Here is a 19548-nt window from a genome sequence, read left to right as displayed (position 1 = left end):
AAGCTTGTCCAGCGTTAGTTCCGCAACCGCTTTCTTCAAGCGGGCGTTTTCCTGTTCTAAAGCTTTCATCTTTTTGGCCTGAGACGTTTTCATGCCGCCATATTGGTTGCGCCAACGATAATAGGTCTGTTCAGTCACACCGATTTTGCGAGCTGCGATAGCAATCGTATTGCCTTGGGCAATGATAACCTCGGCTTCTCGAAGCTTCGTGATGATCTGCTCAGGCGTTGGTCGTTTCAGTTTTCCCATGTCTTTTCTCCTTATCCATGGATTTGAATAAGCCAGAAAAACTAACATTTCGTGTGGATCACTTTTTGGGGGCTACGCCACAAACATACTGCACCTTCTTCGATTATATTATTCATACTGAGACATACAGAAAGCGATATCAAAGCCGATATAAAAATAACTTCCTGCCTCATTGCCTTGAAGATGGGGCACTTATGCCAAATGTCTTTGTTTCTGGCTTTGATGCCATTTATCGAAGCTTACATGAGATGGATGGTATTCTTATCCCTGCTTTTAAACGGCAATATGATAAAATTGAGCCTGAGAAACGCCCATTTGTATTTTATATGCTGCACAAATATATGAATAACATCTTCTCAAATATGGAAAGCCGTCTTCAATATTGCCTTTTGGCAGTATGCAATGGCATTGAGGACGGAGCAGATTTTCCAGAGAATTTCTCAGTAGATATCAATACAGGCGTTCTTCATCCTCATGAAGATGAAGGCGAGTTTACTATGAAGCGGAATGACTTACCGCTTGATGTTCCAGCTTTTGATACATGGTAAAAAAATATGGCTCCCTACAGATCAGGGAGCCTTTCTTTTGTACTTTATAAATCTCAAGCGGTTTCAAGGACTCTAACAACACCCGTCTCATTTGCTACAGGGTGGGGTTTCAAAAGAATATCAACATCATAACTCAGCTTGCTTAAACAATTTAAAATCTTTGAAACAGCAATATTACGAAAGTTCCCACGTAACATACGGCTAACATCAGCTTGGTCCATATCAATAAGTTCACCAAGCTGAGTTTGATTAAGGTCATTCATTTCCTTAAACGCAAGAATTTGATGTACCAAATCCGCCTTTAGAGTCATATCTAGCGCTGTTTTTTCATCATGCAACGAATTGTAAACAGAACCCTCAACCTCTTCTATTTCGATTATAGTCATAACGCTCAATCCTTCTTTTTTTTCATCTCTTCAAGATGGCTTTTTAACGCCTTCAATCTATCTTTGATTAAATCTACATCCTTCTGAGGTGTTTTGATACCTGATTTACTCTTCTTTTGAAATGCATGAAGAACATAAACTTTATTCTCAAACTGGACAGTATATACAGCACGATATGTATCTGTATTAAAATCGTCTATAAGTTCATATACTCCTGCACCAACACCTTTCAAAGGCTTTGCTATCGCTGGTGTTTTGCCACATTGAACAGTATCAAGTGCGAAACCCATCTCGTCTTGAACATCCTCAGGAAAGTTCATGTAATCCTTTTTACTTGATGCAAGCCAAGCCAATGGCTTTCTCATATGCATTATGGTTGTTCTCCCATATTTATTCAATAATTATTTTTTAAAGTTTGGCATTTCGCTATTAACGGTCCCCACCCTTATCCAAATGACTTAAATCCAGCCCTGGGAAACTAAGCTTCTTAATGGCTTCATATTTGGATTTCAAATCAATGTGAATGTAATCCGTTGTCTGAACATTGAAGCCCTTACCCTTTAAATTTCCAATATCATCAATCTCTTTGGCACTATGCCCACAAATCGCGGAAATCTGAAGAATTTCACGGGTTGAATCATATAAATAACTGGCAAATGTATGTCTGAAAGCGTGGAAATCGCGCCACTTCTGATAGATTCCAACTTTCTCACAATAAGCCCCGAAATCCTTGGAATAATATTCACTGTATTTCCCTTGTGTGCCTTTATTTAGCTTAAAGAAAATCCTGTCTTCTTTTTCCCGTTTTGCTGCATCAATCAGCTCTTGGAAACCGTATTTGTATAAGTCTGGATGAATGGGAACCTGACGAATTGAAGATAATGTTTTCAAACGCCTTTCACCCCAAGTCACATCAATATAGGGAACGCCATCTTCTTCTTTGATGTCCTCAACACGAAGCTTACAGATTTCTTCAACCCGCATTCCTGTATGAATGGCAATCAAGGGCATCCAGAAATATTCGTCTTTAAAGAATTTATTGCCTTTATGGTACGTATGGCGATGAATACGACCTTTTCTGCCTGTCCAGATAGGGGTGGAGAATAATTCCTGTAATTCCTCAGTTGTCCATACTGCACGTTTATCAGATTCCCGTCCTGCCATACGGATATCTTCATAAATGCTGAGGTTTACAGTTGGAACTTCCCGTGCCGCTGCTCTGAAAACTGTGGTGACATAATTGAAGTGCTTCTTCAGCGTTGTTTGGGTGTATTTATCCCCTGGAAACTTTAATGCCTGTTCAATCGTGCATTTTTGAATTCGTTTATCGCTTCTGGCAAAATTAGCTGAGATATTTTTCGCATTCTTTTTGTAAGTCAGAAACTCCTGGCGGGTATATTCATCAATAGCTTTGTCACCCACCAAGAAAATGAACATTTTAAAGGCCGCTTTGTAATGTCTCAGCTTTTCCTGAGAAGCCCCATCAAGCCTTTGTTCTTCATAAAAGACATCCACATAATGAGAGAATGGCTTCGTAGGTTCCTTTTTAATGGGTTCTGAGGCCATTTGTGATGTTTGGGGTGACTGTGACTGAGAAGACATGTTTACAAGCGTCTGAGAGAGATTCTGAACAACTTGTTCTGCACGGTCTTTTTTTCCTTCTAGTTCCTTTTTCTCAAACTCGAAGATTTCTTTCTCTAATTGGCTATTTTTATCTTTGGCTTTAATCAGGGTTCCTTGAGCACCCATGATATCTTTCATGAGTTCATGCTGAAGGCTTTTCCAGTCTTTGTTCTCAAAGAGCTTCTTTTGTTCATCCGTCAGAAGTTCATTTATTTTGTCATTATCGTTAGACACAATTCTTACGCTGTCAAAAAGCTTATCGACAGCCCCCCTGATTTTTACAGCCAAGACCTTAGCTTGCCTTGGACAAGCCGTTCCCAATGCTTTTTTAATTTGTTTGCGATTTAAGGTCGAGACTAAATCGAGAGGCACACGCTGACGGTAATAATACCTGCCATCTAACCTGAGGAGATTCTGGTTGATTCTAGCCATAAAAAAAGAAAAACCTAACTGGTACACACGATTGGTACACAATTAGGTTCTTCTATTCGTAAGTCATTGAAAGTAAATGACTTTCAAAGTGGCTGGGGCACCAGGATTCGAACCTGGGAATGACGATACCAAAAACCGTTGCCTTACCGCTTGGCCATGCCCCATCAATGTGGTGGAGCGGAACATACGAGGAAACTTTCCAAAGCGCAAGAGCTAATTTTAAAAAAATTAAATAATTTTTCCGACAGCCGTCCACCAGCCAGAAAACTTTGATATTAATGCCTTTTCTGCGTTTATGGCGTCTTCTTCTCGCGCAAAAATCGCAAAACAGGTCGCCCCGCTGCCCGACATGCGCACCAAAGACGCGCCGTCCTGTTGTCTCAATTCTGTCAGAACCTGATGAATCGATGGCGCGATACTTAATGCCGGTGCCATCAGGTCGTTTGTGCGTTTTTTCAGCTCGGAAATAAAGTCCGAGAAACTATATTCCCCGATCATAGGGAACGGAGCATGGAAAGAACCGTTGCGGCGTTTAAAAACTTCGGGAGTCGGAACAGCCACCATCGGGTTTACCAACAGCATCCAGCTTTCGGGCAAAGGAGCCAGCGGTGTAATCACTTCACCGATGCCGCCTACATGGGCTGCATGCTGTTTTAAACAGATCGGCACATCCGCGCCCAAAGACAAAGCCAATTTCTGCAAGCCCATCGGGTCCGGAAACACGTTCCAGAGCGCGCACAGGCCTTTTAAAGTAGCCGCCGCATCACCGGAACCACCGCCAATCCCCGCCGCAACAGGCAGGTGCTTTTCCAACACAATAGACGCACCGCCAGCATACCCGCATAACTGCTTTAGGCCATGGGCCGCGCGCAAGACCAGATTATCCTGCTCATCCCCTTCCAGAAAACGTGCCATCGGGCCTGTTACCTGCAAGGTAATATCATCAGCCTGAGAGAAAGTGAGATAATCGCCTGTCTGGGCAAAACAGATCAGACTATCGAGTTCGTGATAGCCATTTTCCCGCTGACCGGTGACATGAAGATATAAATTGACCTTGGCATACGCCTCACAAATGACGCCCATTAGTTTTCAATCAACCCACTTTCTAATTTTTCTTCAAGAACTTCCAAAACCTCATCTGTCGGATCAAGGCTTTTTGCGCGCTTCCATTGGAAACGGGCTTCGCGGTTACGCCCGACTTTCCAGTAGGCATCCCCCAAGTGATCGTTGATAACGGGATCTGACGGTTGCAATTCAACGGCGCGTTCCAGATGAGGAACCGCTTTCTCATAGTCCCCCAATCGATAGAGAACCCAGCCCAGACTATCGACAATATACCCATCGCGCGGTCGCTGACGCACGGCATCTTCAATCATCTTTTGAGCGCGCGCCAGATGTCGTCCCTTTTCAATCCACGAATAACCGAGATAGTTCAACACAAACGGCTGATTAGGTTCCAGCTCCAACGCTTTCAGGAACAGCGGCTCCGCTTCCTCCCAACGCTGGAGACGCTCCAGCGTAATTGCGCGGGAATACAGCAAATTCCAATGATGCGGCTGGATATTATCCCCGATCAGTTTCAAGGCTTTGCCATATGCTTTTTCCGATTCCGCAAACCGTTCCCGGTGGCGCAGGATATCGCCCAGCGTGATCATCACTTCCAAACGGTCAGGATGTTGTTTTTCCATTTTCTTAAGAACATCAACCGCCTCGTCCGTACGCCCCATATCATCAAGGTTGAGAGCCATGCGCAAACGGGCCGACCAGGAAAACGGATTCTCTGGCGCAATGCCGGCATAGACTTTATTGGCGTCACCAAAACGCTGATTACTTTCCAGAATTTCAGCGACCAGAATTTGTGCTAACGGAAAATCCGGTTTGATATGTAACGCCAACTGCCCCATGATCAAACCGACCTGACGCGTGCTCGGGGAACGCAAGGACGACGCCAGCCCGAAAAGGCTTTCCGCCACACCATCCTTAAGCCCGAACGCCGGACGTTGTGCCAAAGCACCACTTTCCAGATCATCCAACATTGCCTGAATATAAAGCGAGTCGGGATGATCGGCAAAATAGGTTTCGTAAACTTTATGGGCTTCTTCCGCACGTCCTTGCTTGACCAACAACGTGCCATAAAGTTCCGCTAGACGCAGGGACATGCCATTGGCACCGCTTGCTGCCTGTTTAAAATGATCTTCCGCTTTGTCTTCCCGCCCCGCATACAAATGCAAAAGGCCGCTGTGCAGGTGATAAAGGGATTCTAGCCCCTGTTGTTTGGACATGGGTTTTAAAGAAGCAAGCGCCGCATCCGCCCCTTGGGTCGCCGCAACTGTCCACGCATACACCAACGGCTTGATAAACAAACCAATCCCCTGATTGGAAATAGCGTCTGCATGTTTTAAAGCCGCCTGTGCCTGATCGTTGGCGATATCGCGCACAACCAAGACCAGATTGCCCATCATGTCATTCTGGTCCATGTGCTCGGCTAACCGCGCAGCTTCGTCCAGACGCCCTTCCCCCGCCAGTATGGTGAACAATTGGCGATTAAGACTCGACACCATAACGTCCGGCAGGTCGGTGGCATCCTGAACCTTTAAAAGGAAATCCGCGCCCGTATCCATCTTTCCATGGCGCACGGCATACTGCCCCACCAGATAATTCGAAAAGGCCGACTGTCCCGGTTCAAGAGGAGGATAGTCCGGTTCATTTGCGGTCGTGCAGCCTGCTGCAAAAAGCGGGATACAAATAAAAGCACCAAAGACTGTATTTTTGAGCGTACGAGCAAACATTATAGGCTAAACCTCATCCATCATTGTTGCCAGCAGTGTAGCCGAGGGTTTATATAAATCAAACCAGTGAATTGGTTTTTTCTTTACATTGGGTTATCCTGCATTATCTGCCTGTGACAATTCAGCCACGCCGAGTATTAAATGTGACCCGACTCAACGACCCAGAAGCATTGTTTAAATATGCCCTTGATTTAATGTGCATTGCAGGCACCGACGGGGTGTTTCGCAACGTCAACCCGGCATGGATTGACACCTTGGGCTTTGATGAGGCCTTTCTGCTTGAAGCTCCGTTCATGGACTTGGTTCACCCCGAAGATCGAGATGCCACCCACCTTGCCCTCAACAAATTGGAACATGGCCTGAAAGTGATCGATTTTGAAAATCGGGTCCGTCACAAACAAGGCCACTACATCTGGGTACAATGGCGCGCCCATATCTCGGAAGATGATCACACCCTATTCTATGCCATCGGGCGCGACATCACCAAAGCAAAACGAAAAGCACTTCGCACTGAAAACGATATTCGCCTGCTGGAAATGGCGGAAAACACGGCCCACGTCGGTCACTGGCACCTGAATACGCAAACCGGCCTCCTTAAATGGTCCAACGAGGTCTACAACATCTACGGACGCAAACCCAATACCGCCGACATTAGCCTTGATGATTTCATTGGCGCTTTTGTCGGTGCTGACAGAGCTGTGGTCTGGACACAGGTCGAAAATGCCATTCGTAACGGGACGGACATTCAAACCGATGCCCGCCTGCTGCGTGATGACAACGCAACCTGCTATGTGTCTGTGCGCGCCGTCTGTGAAAAAGACGACCATGACAAGGTCGTGGGCCTCTTTGGGATTATTCAGGACATCACCGTTGAAAAGCAACACCACGAAAGTCTGCGCAGTAAAGAAGAGCTAATGTCCATGGCTTTTCGCGCCACATCGGATGGCATCTGGGATTGGGATTTACAGACGGACCAAGTCTGGTTTTCCCCGCAATGGAAAGCCCAACTGGGCTATACCGATGAGGAGATCAGCAACAGTTTTGAAAGCTGGGCCGACCTGATCTGTGACGAAGACCGCGAAAAAGCAATGGACGAGCTAGAACGGCATTTTCGGGGGGAGACACCGCGCTTTGAAATGGTCCAGCGTCTGCGCCATAAGGACGGACATTATATCTTTATCCTTTCGCGTGCGGAAGCCCTGCGCAATGAGCAAGGCCAACCTATCCGCTTGGTCGGCGCCCATACCGACATCACCGAGATGAAACAGCTTGAACAAGCCAAATCAGAATTCACCTCCATTGTCAGCCATGAACTGCGCACCCCATTGACCGCCATTCATGGCGCGTTGGGGCTGCTGTCAAACACCATGTCCAAAGACTTGCCGCCGCCAGTAAAAAACCTTGTGGAAATTGCAAATAACAATTCAAATCGGCTGATTTTGCTCGTCAACGACATCTTGGATATGGAGAAACTCCAATCCGCCCGCATGGACTTTAACATCACCTCTGTTGCCGTTGAGGAACTTCTCAGCCTTGCGCTCAAGAATCATCAGGCCTACGCCAGCCAGTACAAGGTCACGCTAACGCTGGCCCCTCAGGTCCCCCCATCCTCGCTTTACGTTCTCGCTGATTCAGACAGGTTAATGCAGGTCATCTCCAACCTGCTGTCTAATGCGATCAAATTTTCCAACGAAGGCGGAACGGTGACGCTCACAACCGATTGCAAAGACGGGCAGGTCGTTATCTCCATCCTTGATACCGGTCGCGGTATCCCCAAATCGCTTCAGAAAAAAGTTTTCGACAAATTTATTCAGGCCGATAGTTCCGACCAACGCGCCAAGGGTGGCACAGGGTTGGGCCTCAGCATCGCCAAGGCCCTCATTGAAAAGATGGATGGTAAAATCGCCCTCAAATCCATCGAAGGGAAAGGGTCTACCTTCAGCGTAACTCTGCCTGAAGCCTAGAGACCGACCTTAAAAATCGTCGGGCTCCCCTTTACGGCCGATCGTCAGATCACGGTGGACGGACACACTGAGCAACAGTCCAAAACTAAACAGAACCGAAATCATCACGGTTCCCCCGTAAGAGATCAGCGGCAACGGCACGCCAACCACAGGCAACAGCCCCATCACCATCCCGATATTGATGAAGATATACAGGAAGAACGTTGTCGTCACCCCAAGGGCGACCAGACGCCCGTATTGGCTCCGCGCACGCATGGCAATCGCATAGCCATAAATCAGCAGCAACAGATAAAGCCCCATCACCATCAGCCCCCCGACCAGACCATGTTCTTCCGCCAGCATGGTGAAGATAAAGTCCGTCTGCTTTTCAGGTAAAAAGTTCAGGTGACTTTGGGACCCTTGCCCAAACCCTTTCCCCGTCATCCCGCCCGACCCGAAGGCGATCTTGGACTGCATGATATGATAGCCCGCACCCAAAGGATCATTTTCAGGATTGAGGAAGGTAAGGACGCGTTTCTTTTGATAGGTGTGTAAAAACTGCCACGCAACCGGAATCGCCGCCAAGGCCGAGACCCCAACAAGGGTAAACTTCCACAACCGCACCCCGGCGAGGAAAAAGATCACGCCGCTGCCCAAGATCAACATCAAAGTCGTCCCCAAGTCCGGCTGACGCAGGATCAAGACCGAGGGGGCCGCGACCATAAACAACGGCACAAACAGGAACGGGATACTCTGAATCTCTTCAAGGGAGCGCCCATGGAAATAGCGTGCCAACGCAAGGACCAGTGTAATCTTCATCAATTCCGAAGGTTGGAGCTGGAAGAACCCTAGGCTAATCCAGCGCTGCGCCCCCATCCCGATGGAGCCTTTAACTTCTACGCCCACCAACAAGCCAAGGGCGATAAAATAAAGGATATAGGAATAACGTAGCCAAATACGTATATCGGTCAGGGCCACCACAAACATAATGACCATCCCCCCGGCAAAACGGATCAACTGACGTTTCGCCCAAGGGTCCCAACTGCCCACCGATCCCGGGACATTCGGGTCCCCCGGTGCGGCTGAATACAGCATGGCAAAGCCGACGCTGGCGGTGATGATCAACAGAAGGACAAAGCCCCAATTGAGTTCAAGGATCTTGCGACCCATGGTCAGCTTATCCTGCCCCAGACGATAACGCATCATCGGCTCTAGGCCTCCTTACCGTTTTTCTTGGTCGCAGCAGGCGCAACGATGGGTTCCCCTCGTGCGGATTCACGACGCTGGGCCTCTAACAACAGGTCACGCACGATCGGGGCAGCCACTTTCGAGCCCGACCCACCATGTTCCACCACGACAGACGCCGCATAGCGCGGGTTATGATACGGTGCAAAACCGACAAACAAAGCGTGATCGCGTAATTCCCAAGGCAATTCGGAGTTTTTCCGCACCCGTGAATCGCGTTCCGCCTTCGTAATCCGGCGCACCTGTGCCGTGCCGGTTTTTCCCGCCATAGCAAATTCTTTTTCTTTAATACGCGAGCGATAGGCCGTACCGCCGACCACGTTTGTCACCGCATTCATCCCATCCTGCACCAATTTTAAATGTGCTGGCGATAGACCCAAAGATTCAAACTCTGTGCGCACGGGGATCACCACCCCATCCGCTGTAGTGATTTTACGCGTTAGGTGCGGGACAACTTTTTTATTACTCACCAGTCGGGACGTCATGACCGCCAATTGCAAAGGAGTTGTCAAGACATAGCCCTGACCAATCCCTGTAATCAAGGTTTCGCCGCCCTGCCATGGGGCACCCAATGTCGCAAGCTTCCAGTCGCGCGACGGCATCAACCCTGTGCGTTCGCCGGGCAGGTCCAACCCTGTTACATCCCCGATCCCCAGACGTCTCGCCATATCATGGATACGGTTGATACCGGTACGTTTTGCAATCTCGTAAAAATAGATATCACACGAATGCATATGGGCTTCGACCATATTCATAGGGCCGTGGCCACCACGTTTCCAGCAGTGAAAGCGCGCGTTGCCCAAATCCATATGCCCGCCGCAATAGATTTCCTGCGTGGGTGTAACCACCCCTTTTTCCAAAGCAGCCAGCGCAACGACCATTTTAAAGGTGGAACCAGGCGCATATTGTCCAGCTATCGCCTTGTTGGTCAGTGGGCCACGTGGGTTGTTGATCAGGTCCTGCCATTCTTTTTGCGATAATCCCCGGTTAAACGCATTGGGGTCATAGGTCGGACTGGACACCATAGACAGAATATCACCCGTGTGCACATCCATAATCACCGCAGCCGCGGCCTCTTCGCCCAAACGTTCAGATACCATCTGTTGCAGGCCCGCATCCAGCGTCAGCATCACCTCTGCGCCCGGTTCGCCATCTTGGCGCTCAACTTCCTGAATAACGCGGCCCAAGGCATTGACTTCCACCTGCGAGGTGCCGCCGGTGCCGCGTAATTTCAGATCATGCAGTTTTTCAATACCGGATTTGCCGATCCGAAAGCCCGGCAGTTCCAGCAAAGGATCATCTTTCGCATCGCGCTCACTGACCGCGGCCACATAGCCCAGCACATGCGCGGAATAATGGCCTTTGGGGTAATGGCGGGTCTGGCCCTCGTCAATCTCGCTACCGGGAAGGTCAGGCGTGTTGACTTCAATCTGCGCAACTTCTTCCCACGTCAGGTTTTCCCGCACGGTCACGGGAACGAAACTGCGTTTGCGCTTGATCTCTTTTAGGATCTTCTTCTTTTCTTTTTCGCTGATCTCAATGACCTGCCCCAATGTGTCCAATGTTTCCTTGGGCTTGCCGTTGGTATCTTCGGCGGTGATCAGCACGCGGTAGTTCGTTTCGTTGACCGCCAATTCTTCGCCAAAACGATCTACGATATTGCCGCGCGGCGGTGGCAACAGACGGATGGAAATCCGGTTTTCTTCCGCCATTGTTTTAAAGCGCGGGGCTTCAACCACCTGCAGATAATACATCCGCCCCGCAAGCGCCGACAACAGAACCAGCTTCCCCCCGCCCAAAACGGCGGCGCGGCGGCTGAAAAGTTTTGATCTGTCTGAACTGCGATGCATAAACAGCGTTACCTTAAGATAGAAGTCTGCCAGCGGCCCATGATCCAGGCCAACAGGGGATAAAAAGCGATGCTCATCAAATACTGAAACAAGACCGGCGCCGGTGCCAGCACATGCACATAATAAGCCGACAACAAGAGCCACGCCTGCAGGGCAGCCCCTGCGCAAATAATGCTAAAGCCCAGCCATTCAACAAAAAAGCTTTTACCGAGAAAGAACCGACGTTGCCCAAGTACAACCCCGAACACCGTCAGATACACCAGTGTATTTAGCCCCATCGGTGCGCCCGACAAGCTGTCTTGTAAAATACCGATCAAAAAAACAGCCAGAATGGGGAACAGGTCAGGTCGAAAAACCGTCCAATGAAAAACCCCCATCAACGCCAATTGCGGCACAATAGACGCATAACCCGGTATGTGTGTTGGAATGACACTGAGGAGGATAAGTAAAACCGTCAACCCCACCGGTGAAATATTGCGCGCCCAAAGGTCTAGCCGCTGCCAAAACGCCGGTTTCATGGTTCAGACGGTCTCCTTTCTGTGCCGGGCTTGGGAACCACCGTATGCATAGGCTCTACCGTTTTTTCTTCCGGCACAACCGCAACCGGCAAGTCATCTTTCGGGAGGTCCGTTCTCAAACGGTGACGGTCTAAAATGCCATCCAACCCGTAATCCACAATACGGACAATTTCCAAACGTTGAGAATCTACAAAGGGCGTGATTTCCACCAATGCATCATTCACCGCTGTAATCAATCCGACCGGAATCCCTTCCGGGAACGCCCCGCCATGACCAGAGGTCACAATGCGATCCCCCGGTGACACAATCGTTCCCGGTGGCAGTTTCGTCAAAATCGGCTTTTCTTCGTTGCGGCCCGCCAAAATCCCGCGCGCGCGCGAACTTTCAATCATCACAGGAATACGACTGTTCAAATCCGTAAGCAACAACACACGGGCGGAACGATGGGCCACCCCCGCCACACGACCAACCAGACCTTCGCCGGTTACGACCGCCTGACCGTTGTTGACCCCTTCACGCTTTCCGGCATACACCAACGCACTTTCAGAGAAGGTGCCGCCGTCATCAGAAATCACACGCGCAGCGATGTAAGAGGCTTCAGGACCGACCTGAAAGTTCAACAGATCCCGCAGGATCACATTTTCAGCCTCTACCTTGCGCGCCACCGTCTGCCATTTCAACAAACGTTCATTTTCTTGCGTCAAGCGCATATTTTCTTCGTGGATAGACAGGAACTGACGACCTTCGTCCAGATAGCTGCGCACGGTTTCCGCAGGTTCTGCAATGGCTTCAAGGATGGGGGCAAAGGCATCGTTGATCCGCGCACGGACCTCTTCCACGATCACTGTTTCGGCTTTTCCCAGCATCATCAACCCAAATGCGGCGCCAACCAAACCCACATATGCAAATCGTTGCAAGTAATGGCGTATGGCGTCTACGCGCGTTGATGAACCTGGTCCTTGTTTGCCCACAGCTTTTCCCTTAGTTCGAAAAGGTGAAAACGCCCTGTTAAACAGGGCGCTCTATATTCTAGTACATTGACGATAAGACGTGCTTGAGTTTTTTCATTTCTTCAAGTGAACGTCCTGTACCCAAAGCCACACAGGACAGTGGGTCATCTGCAATGGAGACCGGCAAGCCAGTAGAGTGTCTCAGCACAAAGTCAAGATTGCGCAGCATCCCTGCCCCACCTGTCAGCACGATCCCTTTATCCACGATATCGGCAGCCAGTTCCGGTGCTGTATTTTCCAAAGCAACTTTACAGGCTTCAATAATCGCCCCGACCGGCTCTGTCAAACTCTCTGCGATTTCACGTTCAGAAATCACCAGTTCTTTCGGCACGCCGTTCATCAGGTCACGCCCCTTGATTTCCATTGTGCGACCTTCGCCATCTTCCGGCGGACAAGCAGAACCGATTTCCTTCTTAATACGTTCCGCTGTGCCTTCCCCGACAAGAAGGTTATGGGTACGACGGATGTAAGCGATAATCGCTTCATCCATTTTATCGCCCCCGACACGGACAGAACGGGCATAAACAATACCGCCCAAAGACAAGACGGCCACTTCTGTGGTCCCCCCACCGATGTCCACAACCATGGAGCCAGTCGGTTCTGTCACAGGCAAGCCTGCACCGATGGCGGCTGCCATAGGCTCTTCAATTAACATCACTTTACGCGCCCCTGCATTTTCAGCAGAGTTCTGGATGGCGCGGCGCTCAACCGCTGTAGACCCAGACGGAACGCAAATCACAACCAGCGGCGCTGCAAAAGAGCGTCGGTTATGCACTTTACGAATAAAGTGCTTGATCATTTCTTCAGCAATTTCGAAATCGGCGATTACACCATCACGCAACGGACGAATGGCCTGAATGTTACCCGGTGTACGGCCCAGCATTAATTTAGCTTCTTCACCGACCGCTAAAACCTGCTTTTTACCCATATTGTCGGCAATGGCAACCACGGACGGTTCATTCAGAACGATCCCTTTACCTTTGACATACACAAGGGTGTTTGCCGTACCTAAATCGATTGCCATGTCAGCGGACAGAACGCCGAACAGTTTTGAAAACATTGTGCCTCAACTCTTGTCAAAAAAATAGGCCAAGCCCTAAACTCACCAAGTAGCCCCTCGAACGAAAGATTCGAAAAACCGATTAACCTTTATAAGAAGTCATGCGCCGATATGCTAGTGCTTATCACGAGTCGCAAAGACTTTTTTTTGCGACTTTTTGACTTCTTCACAGGAGTATGGTGGCGCAAACTAGTTAACAAATCGTGAGGAGATTGAAATCATACTCCTTTTCGATTTCATCTTCGCAAAAACAGCAATCGCAGGAATGTGATCAAGGCTCCCGATAAATAGGTCAAGGCAGCAGCCTGCAGGAGACTCTTGGCTGCCGGCAGGTCCTGCGGCGGGATATATCCGCTTTCAAGAATCGGTAACGCCCGTTTAAAACTCGCATCATACTCCACATTCAGATTGATCAGACGGACCCCAAAGGTTAACAACGCAGCTCCCATGAATAAAAGAAAACTGATCACCACCAGATGCGGGATCCCGCTGCCAAACGCCCCGACGAGTGGCAATAGCGCCAACACCTGCGTGATCCGCACCAGCCAAAATTCAAACCGCACCAGCCCCAAGCGTTGGACAAAGGGTTTGTAGCCATCACGATCCTGTAGGGCATGCCCGACTTCATGGGCAGCAACCACGACGGCACTGAGAGAACACCCATCGTAATGAGCTGGGGTCAGACGCACAGCCTTGTCCATAGGGTCATAATGATCCCCGCGCGACGTCGCCTCCACCCGCACGTGTTGCAAGCTCAGTTGATCCAAAATATGACGGGCAAATTCCCCACCCGTCCCCGGAAAATCCGAACGATCCTCCTGATGTGCCCGTATCACCGACTTCAACCAGATCGTCGGCCCGAATAAAACCACCAAAAAAACAATAATCGCGACAATGTGCATACCTGCCTCTCCCCAGTTCCCCAAACTCTAGCGTTCAAGACACTCCTCGCCAAGGAGAAAGTGCGATCTTTTAACTCCGGTTAAGGCCTCCCATTCTTTGCCGGGGGCCATATTTTTCACCGCAGGCGCTGCCCAAAAAAGTGCCAAGATTCTCATTTTTAGGCACACAAATGCACATTGAGTACGCAAGTTATATGTAGAGAGAGGAACACCTCTCCCGTACATGTTTTCGCCATTTTGAAACTAAACAAATTCTAATTTAAAAATATTGAAATAAAGTTTCACACCCTAACCCTTTTTGCAGTGCAATAATTTCATGCGTTTCTTGCATATCTGATGTGGGAAAACAGCACTCCTTTTCCTTGTAGGCCGGGCGTATAAGCCCCGCCACGAGCAAATGCTCAGGGAAATTAGGTATTAGAGATTAAGGATCATCACCATGGCCGCTGTAACTATGAATAACGTGCCCGCCGGTCACAACACCGGTTCTGGCTTCAACGCACCGAAGAACTTTTTTAAAGTTATGATCGACGCAATCATTCGTGAACTTGCTGCGCGCAAAGCTGCTCACCAGTTGGGCATGCTGTCTAACGCACAGCTTTCCGACATTGGCATCAACCGTTGTGAAATCGAAAACGCAGTCCGCAACGGCCGCTAAAAAGTCTCCCCTTGTTTCTGCCGAGAAACAAGAAAAAAGGCTCCACTTCCTGAAGGAAGGGAGCCTTTTTTGTATTTATGCGAAGGATTTACGCGGCGTTTTCAACCACACCCGGCCCTTCACTCTGTGTAATGACGGACAACGGCATATCCAGATCACCCGCGATGATTGACAAATCATCCGTATAGCTTGCGCCCACCACACGATAACCGTCTTTCAACAAATCTTTGATATGCAGTTTGTTGTAGAAGAAAGACAGAACCAGACCTGAAACGCCAAAAGTTACCATATGCAACAACAGCATAACAATGAACCACTTCCAGTCCCCGCGGAAAACCGGCGGAAAGAAACCGAAGAACAACACAGTCCAAGAGAAACCAATTGGTGCTTCTTTTTTCATTTGTGTAAATTTATTGGATAAAACGACTTTACCTTTAGCCATAAGAGCCCCCTAAAACAAATAATGGGCAAGAATATTTCCCGAACGGCTTTTATAGTCAATCTTTAAAACATTACTTACATAGTACTTGCTTGCGAAAATCAATTATAAGTTATCAATTTTGACATTTTATTAATTTTATAATATATAAAACAGCGCATTTCCCGCCCTCCCGTGAGATGGACTTCATGAAATTTCTTTTCATCTTCTTTAGCATAAGCCTTTGTTTCACAAAGAGTCTTTCGGCTGAACAGATCCAAACACTTTATCTGTCCGATGAACATATCTTTACCTTAGAAAAAAATGGCAGCCAACAGAACTTTTTTTCCGATCTCTTCCTGATTGCAGCGCAAAAAATTGATCGTGAGATAGAAATCAAACGCATGCCATGGAAGCGGGCACAAAAAATTATTCAACAAACCACCGGCGGTGCCATCGCCCCGCTGACCCGAACCAAAGAACGTGAGCCCCACTATCATTGGCTTCACCCTCTCTTCCCTCTAAGGATCTCATATTTCACCATAAAGCAGACCAGCCCCGCGATTTCCAGCCTCCAGGAGGCTCGTCAAAAAAGGATTGGTGTTAAACGCGGCACCTTTTCAGAACAGATCGGTGCCCGTCACCAGATCCCGCTGGCCCAGTTGAACAGCATCAGTTCTTCCGAACAAATCCTAAAGCTACTGGAACATGGTCGTATAGATGCCTGGCTGGTCTGGGATCTCGTTGCCTACCGGTTAAACGGTGCCCTACAAAGCCCGCTTAATCTAGAGCGCGGATTTGGGGAGCTGTTGGGCACCATGTACTTTGCCACCTCGCTGGATGTCTCAGAGGATGAACGCAAACTTTGGTCCAACGCCTTTACGCAAACCATAGAGGAAGGCCACCTCGAGCGACTGTTTATCAACTACTTTGGCGTCAGCTACTCCCACGCCAAAAGCAAAAAAGGCCCCCTGTAACAAAACAGGGAGCCTTTCTCATTCAGTCACTGCGGTGATTACTCGCCAGCTGCCATATAAGTCGGCATCCAGTTTTCATGCAGGTTCTTAAGCTCAGCAACCGCAACCGCTTCACCGCCCAGCACAACCTCTGTGCCGCCGGTTTTACCGATGATGTTTGCCGTCACACCAGCTTCGCCCGCTTTGATGACAAATGCGTCTGCTTTATCGGCATCAACCGTCACGATGTAGCGGCCCTGATCTTCCCCAAACAACCACGCATACGCTTGATCGACGTTCGCCGGAATATCGATTGAACAACCGATGTTGCCTGCCATTGCCATCTCGGCAACCGCAACCGCAATCCCGCCGTCAGAAATATCGTGGCAGGTATCAACCCCACCCAGAATTTCTGCCCGCACGAAGTTACCGGTTTTAAGTTCTGCTGCCAGATCGACCATCGGCGGGGCGCCTTCTTCACGCCCGCAGATGATTTCCAGATAACGTGATGCACCCAGCCAGCCTTTTGTCTCGCCAAGGACAACAACCGCTTTACCTTCCTCTTTGAAGGCTACGGTCGCGCATTTGTCGATATCTTTGATCAAGCCAACGGCTCCCAAAGTCGGTGTCGGCAAGATGCCCTGACCATTGGTTTCGTTATACAAAGATACGTTACCGGACACGATCGGATAATCCAACGCACGGCAAGCTTCGCCGATCCCTTCGATACAACCGACGATCTGACCCATGATTTCCGGGCGTTCCGGGTTACCAAAGTTCAGGTTATCGGTGACCGCCAACGGCTGCGCCCCAACGGCAGTGATGTTCCGGTAAGTTTCCGCAACGATCTGTTTGCCGCCTTCATGCGGGTCTTGGTAGCAGTAACGCGGCGTACAATCAGATGTCACCGCAATCCCTTTGTTGGTCTCATGAACACGGATCACCGCGCTATCGCCACCCGGGCGACCGACGGTGTCGTTCATGACCATATGGTCATACTGTTCCCAAATCCAGCGCTTGGACGCAAAGTTCGGATGGGCAATCAATGTTTTCAGCGCATCGATGCGACCAATATTGCTTTCCACCTCATTGGCAACCACTTCTGCCGGACGTTCTGTTTTCACCCAAGGGCGATCATATTCAGGGGACGCCAGCGCCAGCGGGTCAATCGGCAGATCGCCAACAACTTCGCCGTGCCATTTCAAGACCATGTTGCCTGTGTCGGTCAGCTTACCGATCACTGCAAATTCAAGGTCCCATTTGTCCATCACCGCTTTGGCGATATCTTCCATACCCGGCTTCAGGATCACCAGCATACGTTCTTGGGATTCAGACAGCATCAGCTCGTAAGGCGTCATGCCTTCTTCGCGCATCGGCACTTGATCCAGTTCCAGCTCAACGCCAACGCCGCCTTTCGACGCCATCTCGAAAGATGAAGACGTCAGACCCGCCGCGCCCATATCCTGAATCGCAACGATAGAACCTGTTTCCATCAGCTCAAGGGTCGCTTCGATCAACAGTTTTTCTGTGAACGGATCACCAACCTGAACTGTAGGACGTTTTTCTTCGCTATCTTCGGTAAATTCCGCAGAGGCCATAGTCGCACCGTGGATACCGTCACGCCCTGTTTTGGAGCCGAAGTACACAACCGGGTTGCCCACACCTGCCGCCGCAGAATAGAAGATTTTATCGGAGTCAGCCAAGCCCACCGCCATGGCGTTGACGAGGTTGTTGCCGTTGTAAGACTTGTGGAACTCACATTCCCCCGCCACGGTCGGCACGCCCACGCAGTTGCCATAACCGGAAATACCGGAGACAACGCCAGACACAAGGTGACGTGTCTTTTCGTGATCAACTTCCCCGAAACGCAACGCGTTCAGGTTACAGATCGGACGGGCGCCCATGGTGAAGACATCACGCAAGATACCGCCCACACCTGTCGCAGCCCCTTGATAAGGTTCAATGTAAGACGGGTGGTTGTGGCTTTCCATCTTAAAGATGATCGCCTGATTGTCGCCGATATCGATGATACCCGCGTTTTCCCCCGGACCACAGATCACCCATGGAGCTTCCGTCGGCAGGGTCTTCAACCATTTTTTGGAGGATTTATAGGAACAATGCTCCGACCACATGACTGAGAAAATGCCCAGTTCGTTCAGGTTCGGCTCACGGCCCATGATCTCAAGACAGAGTTTCCATTCGTCTTCGCTAAGGCCATGTTCCTTAACGACGTCCATTGTAATCTCACTCATGACAGCGCCTCCACAAGTGCGTCAAACAGGGGCTTGCCATCTGTCCCGCCCAGTTGCGGATCGCACAGGCGTTCCGGGTGCGGCATCATGCCCAATACGTTTTTGTTTTCGTTGAAGACACCTGCAATGTTGTTGCGAGAGCCATTAATGTTGGCTTCCTCTGTCACATTGCCTGCTTCATCACAGTAACGGAAAGCAACCTGATTGTTGTCTTCCAGACCCTTCAGCACGTCATCAGCGGCAAAATAGTTGCCATCGTGGTGCGCCACCGGAATGCGGATGGCTTGGCCCTGTGTGTAATTGGCGGTGAAATCTGTTTGCGCATTTTCGACTTTCAAATGCGCATCTTTACAAATGAACTTCAGCTTGGCATTGCGCATCAACACGCCCGGCAGCAAGCCTGCTTCCGTCAAAATCTGGAAGCCGTTACAAACGCCAAGAACGCGCACACCTTCGTTCGCTTTCTTGATCACTTCCTGCATAATCGGGGAATGTGCAGACATCGCCCCACAGCGCAAATAGTCCCCATAGGAGAACCCACCCGGAATGGCGATAAAATCGACATCCGGCAATTCCGTTTCTTTGTGCCAGACCATTTCGGGCTTACGGCCCAAAGAATGTTCAATCCCAACCATCATATCGCGGTCACAGTTTGAACCCGGAAAAACGATTACAGCGGCTTTCATTGAAAGACCCCTATCTAAAAATT

Annotated in this window: 19 protein-coding genes and 1 tRNA gene; 4 read left to right on the top strand and 16 right to left on the bottom strand. The window is 49.5% G+C overall.

Annotated elements, in window-relative coordinates; genetic code table 11:
• Positions 1 to 249: transposase (locus Q397_RS0115820; RefSeq protein WP_028880251.1), on the bottom strand; the 249-nt coding region annotated here is incomplete at its 3' end.
• A 17-nt stretch (positions 250 to 266) separates the two neighbouring features.
• Here Q397_RS0115820 and Q397_RS0115815 point away from each other — a divergent pair.
• A complete protein-coding gene (locus Q397_RS0115815; RefSeq protein WP_169738006.1) occupies positions 267 to 797 on the top strand; it encodes a hypothetical protein in 531 nt (176 codons plus the stop codon).
• 53 nt (positions 798 to 850) lie between these two features.
• Here the strand turns inward: Q397_RS0115815 and Q397_RS0115810 are convergent, their stop codons facing one another.
• The 6 genes from Q397_RS0115810 to Q397_RS22935 form a co-directional block, all read right to left on the bottom strand.
• A complete protein-coding gene (locus tag Q397_RS0115810; RefSeq protein WP_051610147.1) occupies positions 851 to 1183 on the bottom strand; it encodes a helix-turn-helix domain-containing protein in 333 nt (110 codons plus the stop codon).
• 5 nt (positions 1184 to 1188) lie between these two features.
• On the bottom strand, positions 1189 to 1554 hold the full coding sequence (locus tag Q397_RS0115805) for a type II toxin-antitoxin system RelE/ParE family toxin (RefSeq protein ID WP_028880248.1): 366 nt from the start codon (positions 1552 to 1554) through the stop codon (positions 1189 to 1191).
• Positions 1555 to 1612: 58 nt separating this feature from the next.
• Complete coding sequence (locus Q397_RS0115800; protein WP_028880247.1) at positions 1613 to 3238, bottom strand: site-specific integrase; 1626 nt, start codon at positions 3236 to 3238, stop codon at positions 1613 to 1615.
• A gap of 89 nt (positions 3239 to 3327) precedes the next feature.
• Positions 3328 to 3402: transfer RNA gene (locus tag Q397_RS0115795), tRNA-Gln, on the bottom strand.
• A gap of 64 nt (positions 3403 to 3466) precedes the next feature.
• Positions 3467 to 4321: a 4-(cytidine 5'-diphospho)-2-C-methyl-D-erythritol kinase gene (locus Q397_RS0115790; RefSeq protein WP_038014288.1), complete on the bottom strand. Its 855-nt coding sequence runs from the start codon at positions 4319 to 4321 to the stop codon at positions 3467 to 3469.
• Positions 4321 to 6027: a tetratricopeptide repeat protein gene (locus Q397_RS22935; RefSeq protein WP_051610145.1), complete on the bottom strand. Its 1707-nt coding sequence runs from the start codon at positions 6025 to 6027 to the stop codon at positions 4321 to 4323. Before Q397_RS22935 ends, Q397_RS0115790 begins: the two co-directional genes overlap by 1 nt.
• A gap of 143 nt (positions 6028 to 6170) precedes the next feature.
• Here Q397_RS22935 and Q397_RS24375 point away from each other — a divergent pair, with 143 nt between their 5' ends.
• Entirely contained in the window at positions 6171 to 7991 is a 1821-nt protein-coding gene (locus Q397_RS24375) for a PAS domain-containing protein (RefSeq protein WP_156950745.1), read from the top strand.
• A gap of 9 nt (positions 7992 to 8000) precedes the next feature.
• Here the strand turns inward: Q397_RS24375 and rodA are convergent, their stop codons facing one another.
• From rodA to Q397_RS0115750, 6 genes are all read right to left on the bottom strand, one after another.
• Positions 8001 to 9173: a rod shape-determining protein RodA gene (gene rodA, locus Q397_RS0115775; protein ID WP_156950748.1), complete on the bottom strand. Its 1173-nt coding sequence runs from the start codon at positions 9171 to 9173 to the stop codon at positions 8001 to 8003.
• An 8-nt stretch (positions 9174 to 9181) separates the two neighbouring features.
• Positions 9182 to 11065, bottom strand: coding sequence for a penicillin-binding protein 2 (gene mrdA, locus Q397_RS0115770; RefSeq protein WP_028880244.1), 1884 nt, complete (start codon positions 11063 to 11065; stop codon positions 9182 to 9184).
• 8 nt (positions 11066 to 11073) lie between these two features.
• Positions 11074 to 11583: a rod shape-determining protein MreD gene (mreD, locus tag Q397_RS0115765; RefSeq protein WP_028880243.1), complete on the bottom strand. Its 510-nt coding sequence runs from the start codon at positions 11581 to 11583 to the stop codon at positions 11074 to 11076.
• On the bottom strand, positions 11580 to 12482 hold the full coding sequence (gene mreC / locus Q397_RS22925) for a rod shape-determining protein MreC (RefSeq protein WP_240475089.1): 903 nt from the start codon (positions 12480 to 12482) through the stop codon (positions 11580 to 11582). The genes mreD and mreC overlap by 4 nt, the downstream gene beginning before the upstream one ends.
• 130 nt (positions 12483 to 12612) lie before the next feature.
• The gene (locus Q397_RS0115755) at positions 12613 to 13653 is read right to left on the bottom strand and encodes a rod shape-determining protein (protein WP_028880242.1); all 1041 of its coding nucleotides are present in this window, start codon (positions 13651 to 13653) and stop codon (positions 12613 to 12615) included.
• 236 nt (positions 13654 to 13889) lie between these two features.
• On the bottom strand, positions 13890 to 14555 hold the full coding sequence (locus Q397_RS0115750) for a zinc metallopeptidase (RefSeq protein ID WP_028880241.1): 666 nt from the start codon (positions 14553 to 14555) through the stop codon (positions 13890 to 13892).
• A 439-nt stretch (positions 14556 to 14994) separates the two neighbouring features.
• On the opposite strand from Q397_RS0115750, the gene Q397_RS25285 reads away from it, so the two are divergent.
• Positions 14995 to 15213, top strand: coding sequence for a DUF1127 domain-containing protein (locus Q397_RS25285; protein ID WP_028880240.1), 219 nt, complete (start codon positions 14995 to 14997; stop codon positions 15211 to 15213).
• Between the two features lie 88 nt (positions 15214 to 15301).
• On the opposite strand, the gene Q397_RS22920 is transcribed toward Q397_RS25285, so the two are convergent.
• Positions 15302 to 15655 carry a hypothetical protein gene (locus Q397_RS22920; protein WP_205618842.1) on the bottom strand — a complete coding sequence of 118 codons (354 nt, stop codon included), beginning with the start codon at positions 15653 to 15655 and terminating at the stop codon, positions 15302 to 15304.
• 185 nt (positions 15656 to 15840) lie between these two features.
• Between Q397_RS22920 and Q397_RS24370 the strand changes: the two genes are divergently transcribed.
• Positions 15841 to 16608, top strand: coding sequence for a substrate-binding periplasmic protein (locus Q397_RS24370; protein ID WP_028880239.1), 768 nt, complete (start codon positions 15841 to 15843; stop codon positions 16606 to 16608).
• A 38-nt stretch (positions 16609 to 16646) separates the two neighbouring features.
• Here Q397_RS24370 and purL read toward each other — a convergent pair whose 3' ends face one another.
• Positions 16647 to 18839 (bottom strand): phosphoribosylformylglycinamidine synthase subunit PurL, encoded by a 2193-nt coding sequence (gene purL, locus Q397_RS0115730; protein ID WP_028880238.1) that lies wholly within the window; start codon positions 18837 to 18839, stop codon positions 16647 to 16649.
• Positions 18836 to 19525 carry a phosphoribosylformylglycinamidine synthase subunit PurQ gene (gene purQ, locus Q397_RS0115725; RefSeq protein ID WP_028880237.1) on the bottom strand — a complete coding sequence of 230 codons (690 nt, stop codon included), beginning with the start codon at positions 19523 to 19525 and terminating at the stop codon, positions 18836 to 18838. The genes purL and purQ overlap by 4 nt, the downstream gene beginning before the upstream one ends.
• Positions 19526 to 19548: the final 23 nt, after the last annotated feature.

This window comes from Terasakiella pusilla DSM 6293 (assembly GCF_000688235.1).
GTDB lineage: Bacteria > Pseudomonadota > Alphaproteobacteria > Rhodospirillales > Terasakiellaceae > Terasakiella > Terasakiella pusilla.
Note: the sequence above shows the minus strand (reverse complement) of the source record. Positions and strands in the feature narration are given on the sequence as shown.

Coding starts and splice junctions, on each gene's coding strand:
- Q397_RS0115815 (WP_169738006.1), top strand. CDS start 267: ATGGATTTGAATAAGCCAGAAAAACTAACATTTCGTGTGGATCACTTT.
- Q397_RS0115810 (WP_051610147.1), bottom strand. CDS start 1,183: ATGACTATAATCGAAATAGAAGAGGTTGAGGGTTCTGTTTACAATTCG.
- Q397_RS0115805 (WP_028880248.1), bottom strand. CDS start 1,554: ATGCATATGAGAAAGCCATTGGCTTGGCTTGCATCAAGTAAAAAGGAT.
- Q397_RS0115800 (WP_028880247.1), bottom strand. CDS start 3,238: ATGGCTAGAATCAACCAGAATCTCCTCAGGTTAGATGGCAGGTATTAT.
- Q397_RS0115790 (WP_038014288.1), bottom strand. CDS start 4,321: ATGGGCGTCATTTGTGAGGCGTATGCCAAGGTCAATTTATATCTTCAT.
- Q397_RS22935 (WP_051610145.1), bottom strand. CDS start 6,027: ATGTTTGCTCGTACGCTCAAAAATACAGTCTTTGGTGCTTTTATTTGT.
- rodA (WP_156950748.1), bottom strand. CDS start 9,173: ATGCGTTATCGTCTGGGGCAGGATAAGCTGACCATGGGTCGCAAGATC.
- mrdA (WP_028880244.1), bottom strand. CDS start 11,065: ATGCATCGCAGTTCAGACAGATCAAAACTTTTCAGCCGCCGCGCCGCC.
- mreD (WP_028880243.1), bottom strand. CDS start 11,583: ATGAAACCGGCGTTTTGGCAGCGGCTAGACCTTTGGGCGCGCAATATT.
- Q397_RS0115755 (WP_028880242.1), bottom strand. CDS start 13,653: ATGTTTTCAAAACTGTTCGGCGTTCTGTCCGCTGACATGGCAATCGAT.
- Q397_RS0115750 (WP_028880241.1), bottom strand. CDS start 14,555: ATGCACATTGTCGCGATTATTGTTTTTTTGGTGGTTTTATTCGGGCCG.
- Q397_RS25285 (WP_028880240.1), top strand. CDS start 14,995: ATGGCCGCTGTAACTATGAATAACGTGCCCGCCGGTCACAACACCGGT.
- Q397_RS22920 (WP_205618842.1), bottom strand. CDS start 15,655: ATGGCTAAAGGTAAAGTCGTTTTATCCAATAAATTTACACAAATGAAA.
- Q397_RS24370 (WP_028880239.1), top strand. CDS start 15,841: ATGAAATTTCTTTTCATCTTCTTTAGCATAAGCCTTTGTTTCACAAAG.
- purL (WP_028880238.1), bottom strand. CDS start 18,839: ATGAGTGAGATTACAATGGACGTCGTTAAGGAACATGGCCTTAGCGAA.
- purQ (WP_028880237.1), bottom strand. CDS start 19,525: ATGAAAGCCGCTGTAATCGTTTTTCCGGGTTCAAACTGTGACCGCGAT.